At 41.7% G+C, this 3,697-nt stretch carries 7 protein-coding genes; all 7 read left to right on the top strand.

All coding sequences use genetic code 11. The features are described 5' to 3' along the window. Positions 1-336 precede the first annotated feature (336 nt). Complete coding sequence (locus tag H6G86_RS37860; protein ID WP_190938687.1) at positions 337-627, top strand: hypothetical protein; 291 nt, start codon at positions 337-339, stop codon at positions 625-627. Between the two features lie 31 nt (positions 628-658). Then, positions 659-952 (top strand): hypothetical protein, encoded by a 294-nt coding sequence (locus tag H6G86_RS37865; RefSeq protein WP_416235780.1) that lies wholly within the window; start codon positions 659-661, stop codon positions 950-952. A 156-nt stretch (positions 953-1,108) separates the two neighbouring features. After that, on the top strand, positions 1,109-2,182 hold the full coding sequence (locus H6G86_RS37870; protein ID WP_190938688.1) for a hypothetical protein: 1,074 nt from the start codon (positions 1,109-1,111) through the stop codon (positions 2,180-2,182). A gap of 119 nt (positions 2,183-2,301) precedes the next feature. Then, on the top strand, positions 2,302-2,751 hold the full coding sequence (locus H6G86_RS37875; protein WP_190938689.1) for a DUF1257 domain-containing protein: 450 nt from the start codon (positions 2,302-2,304) through the stop codon (positions 2,749-2,751). Positions 2,752-2,753: 2 nt separating this feature from the next. Beyond that, positions 2,754-2,915, top strand: coding sequence for a DUF2997 domain-containing protein (locus H6G86_RS37880; protein ID WP_190938690.1), 162 nt, complete (start codon positions 2,754-2,756; stop codon positions 2,913-2,915). 234 nt (positions 2,916-3,149) lie between these two features. After that, a complete protein-coding gene (locus tag H6G86_RS37885) occupies positions 3,150-3,347 on the top strand; it encodes a hypothetical protein (protein WP_190938691.1) in 198 nt (65 codons plus the stop codon). A 117-nt stretch (positions 3,348-3,464) separates the two neighbouring features. After that, positions 3,465-3,650: a reverse transcriptase N-terminal domain-containing protein gene (locus H6G86_RS37890; RefSeq protein WP_520449627.1), complete on the top strand. Its 186-nt coding sequence runs from the start codon at positions 3,465-3,467 to the stop codon at positions 3,648-3,650. The last annotated feature ends 47 nt before the right edge of the window (positions 3,651-3,697 follow it).

Genomic DNA, 3,697 nt, shown 5'->3' on the forward strand with positions numbered 1-3,697 from the left:
AACTAACGAAGAATTTGCTAACTTCGTCAACAAATTGCAGTCTATGCAAGCAAATTATGACGATGAAGTTGGTTACTGGGAAGATGTGCCTTCTTAATAGCTAAATACTTGTTGAGGTAATTGCAGCAATTGCGTTCATCTTTATGCTTCCCTATTTACCTTCAAGTAGGGAAGCATATTTGATCAGTTTTCAAGTCTTTTCTACAGCTAATAAAGAAGGGACAGGAGAAAAGGTAAAAACCTTGCTTTTCTAAGGATAATTTAATTCATGAATCCCTTTCCACTTTCCCCATCTTTTGATTGGGCTGTACGTATTTCAATCATTTAAAATACCCCATGACTATTACAATCGTTCACCCCACTATCGAAAACTTACAGCAGTTTTCTGACTCTTTCGACATTGAGAAATTATTGCAATCTAAGGGAATTCTGCCGTGGCTTTTAGCGAATGGCTGGAACTATGACAATGAATCTTGTTTGATTGCAAACATTATTGATGAGTCTACAAGCCTTGATGAAGTTTGGGACTCCAAAGAGTTTGATTTTAATGTTCTGTCAGATGAATCAAAGGAAAAATTGAATCAGATTATCCGTGAAAAACTCTACAGTCAGATTCAATCAGTCTAACTGTAGAGAAAAATCGATTCTACAACAAATTATGGCACACTTCACTGCTAATAAGATGGAATTAAATTTGATTAAAGTGTATGACGCGACACTGTTAAGCTCATCAAAAGTTTACCAAATTAATGGTACACATTGTCGATATTTGGGAGATGAGGGTAGCATCCAACATCCACAGTATCTATTTGTACCTCTGCCAAATCAAAGAAAAAAAGCCAGCTTTCGACTAAATCGAAACAAACTCATGACCCGTTGTTATGAAGTCGAAGGCATGGTTTATAACAAGCCTGTGGCGCAGGATAATTCACAGCAACTTCAACTATTTTGAGCCATGTCCATACATAAACCACCAGTTATCAAAAGACACATTAGGTTACAAAAAAGCTCTAAGAAAGTAATCTATAGGGCTACTAAACACATTCAAATAGTCACAAAGAAAGCTTCGCTTAATCGAGAGTGAAAATAGTGATTGAGGTAAATAATCATGGTACAAGTAATCGACAACACTATTGCTGCAAATTTTCTAACTGATGCAGTAGTCGAGCGCCACAATTTCTCACAGTTAAATAAAACTCGCATTCGCTTCCGTATTCAACTAAAGAAAAGTACAAAATCTGCCGCGCCTAAATGGGCCGATGTGCTAAAAGCTGAGGTTTCTGAAATCGAATCAGACCTTGTGAAAGTTACAAATTCCGAAGTCGGTTTGCGGGGTATTAAGGTCTTCAAAAAGCTAGATGAAGCAGCTGCTCAATTAAGGCAAGAGATTGCTTCAGTTCAAGAGTGGATGTCTGCTGATACTGGTGATTGGGTTTGTCCGATTAATTTAGCTCCACTCGTCTGGAATCAGTTAATCAATATCAGAGATAATATCGCCCCTGGTTTACGTAATCAATTAAAAGCTGATTACGAAGGGGGACTTCTTGATTATCAGGAACGGATTGATCAGTTCCTCTCACTTAATACTTGGGAATTAGCACAGGATAAGCAAGAATCAGTTAAAGCCAACTTGTTAAGAGCATTTCCGACTCTGACCGATCTTGAAGACTATTTGCAAGTCGTTATTGGTCGTCCGGTAATTATCCCTGCCCTCTCTGAACAACTCAATCAGCAGCAAGCCGAATGTCTTGATCAGATTACCAAGTTCATTCAGCAGTATGACCAAAATCTGGAACAGAGATTGAGGGAATCAGCCCTGGCAGGTGGTGAACAACTCGCGGCGCAGTTGCTTGAAGAGTTGGCTGATTGGGAACCAGGGAGGAAACCCATACAGTTTAAAAGAAAAATGGAGCGTCATCTGATGAAGGTTCAAGTGCTACTAGCGAATGCTGACCCGGAGGCAGGCAGTAGCTTGGAGGCGATGATGGCGCACTTAGATTCTATCGTTAACGATCCAGCGATTGAGTCGAAGAATCCGGGTTCAGATACGCGCAGTCAATTACAGCAAAAAATGCAAGAGATCCGCACCAAGTTGTTAGATGAACAGCGCAATCTACAATCACTTGCGGCTGACGACGTGGGTTTGTCGAAGGCTACGGTCATGTCTTTCAAATTTAGGTAAAAAACAGTCTTGGGCGAAGGTGAATTCGCTCAAGACTAAATACCTTAAACGAAAAATGCATATAGCATATAAACCTCAAAAGAATACCGCACTTCTACCGCTATAGGAACAAAATTCTCATGTCACACTTCTCAACCGTTAAAACTAAACTTGCTAACCGTGAATGTCTTATTTTTGCACTCACGGATCTAAACCTATCACCACAAGTTCATGAAGAAGCGCAGCCACTAAAAGGATACTACGGCGGCTCTCAAGGACAAAGCGCTGAAATCATCGTATCTGGTCTTACCATAAAAGCCCGTGCAGACATCGGATTTAAGTGGAATCAGTCAAGCGGTGTGTACGAGGTCATACACGATAGTTACGAAACAGTTCCAAAGTTGGGACAAGACTTCTTTAGTAACAAGTTGATGTTGGCTTACGGACAACGGATGGTGAGAGCTAAAGCTGCCGAGTTACAAGAGCAGTTTGGGGAATGCAGTATTGCCGAAGGAACCAATGGAACTGTGCAAACTCTACGGCTGACTTTTGCTGGACATCAAGAAGTTCAACAATATGTAAGGAGATAAACATGGAACGTTCAGTTTTGATTCATTTTGACAGCGCTACAGGTGAAGTGAAAGTGGAAGCGGAAGGGTTCGAGGGATTGAGTTGTTTATCGGCTACACAACCATTTGAAGAAGCACTTGGAGTTGTGGGCGATCGCACATTTAAAGATGGTGCGATTCGTTGATTAGTGAATCACGGTAATCAGTCCGTAAATAACTAATCCAGCCTGGCAGCAGATTACTGTCATTAAAAGGCTGAACTCTCGGCTAGATGTAGGTGAAAGCCCTACCATTCAGACTCAGAATTGACTCCTTACCTGCCCACACCGAACAAGCTCGTTTCTTGTAGAGTGAAGCTGGGAACAGGGCGCAATCAGACAGCCGTTGTGGGTTGACACTGGCGCTAACAGGGAGTTCCCATGATGAAACAGAGCCTAGAAAAGCAACTCAGAATGAAGCAGGGCGCAACAGCCATAACCCCTGACCTCACTGGAGACAATTCCCGCCGAATCCTTCTTCTTAATATCGGTAAGAGTCTAGGGAATCCAGTAGTTGAATTGGCTACATCTAACGGAACAATCAATCCAACCGAGGGAACGAATAAAAACGATTTGTGAGTCTTGGGGCAGTCGAACCCCAGGTAGGTAAGACGGGATACGGAACTCTCACAAGTCGGGTAGGACGCAACGTAATTGTTGCGAGGTGTTCAGAATACACAAACTAGAGAAGAGAAAATGATTAGACACAGTAAACATACTAGTGAATCTTGGAAAGCTTTACCGTGGAAGAAATTCCGCCGAAATCTTTTCCGCCTTCAAAAGCGCGTGTATAAAGCGGTTCTTGTTGGAGACAAGCGGAAAGCTAGGGGGAGCAATGCGGTTTTGTCAGATCCAGTAAAAAACAAGCGATCGCAAAAATAAAATCTAAGTAAGAAGTAACTTTATTTACTAAATATGTGCTGGTAGCC

The sequence above is a fragment of the Nostoc sp. FACHB-133 genome, from assembly GCF_014698055.1.
Taxonomy (GTDB): domain Bacteria; phylum Cyanobacteriota; class Cyanobacteriia; order Cyanobacteriales; family Nostocaceae; genus Nostoc.

Bases quoted from the DNA above. Each gene is read 5' to 3' on its own strand.
- H6G86_RS37880 (WP_190938690.1), top strand. From the start codon at position 2,754: ATGGAACGTTCAGTTTTGATTCATTTTGACAGCGCTACAGGTGAAGTG.
- H6G86_RS37865 (WP_416235780.1), top strand. From the start codon at position 659: ATGGCACACTTCACTGCTAATAAGATGGAATTAAATTTGATTAAAGTG.
- H6G86_RS37860 (WP_190938687.1), top strand. From the start codon at position 337: ATGACTATTACAATCGTTCACCCCACTATCGAAAACTTACAGCAGTTT.
- H6G86_RS37885 (WP_190938691.1), top strand. From the start codon at position 3,150: ATGATGAAACAGAGCCTAGAAAAGCAACTCAGAATGAAGCAGGGCGCA.
- H6G86_RS37890 (WP_520449627.1), top strand. From the start codon at position 3,465: ATGATTAGACACAGTAAACATACTAGTGAATCTTGGAAAGCTTTACCG.
- H6G86_RS37870 (WP_190938688.1), top strand. From the start codon at position 1,109: ATGGTACAAGTAATCGACAACACTATTGCTGCAAATTTTCTAACTGAT.
- H6G86_RS37875 (WP_190938689.1), top strand. From the start codon at position 2,302: ATGTCACACTTCTCAACCGTTAAAACTAAACTTGCTAACCGTGAATGT.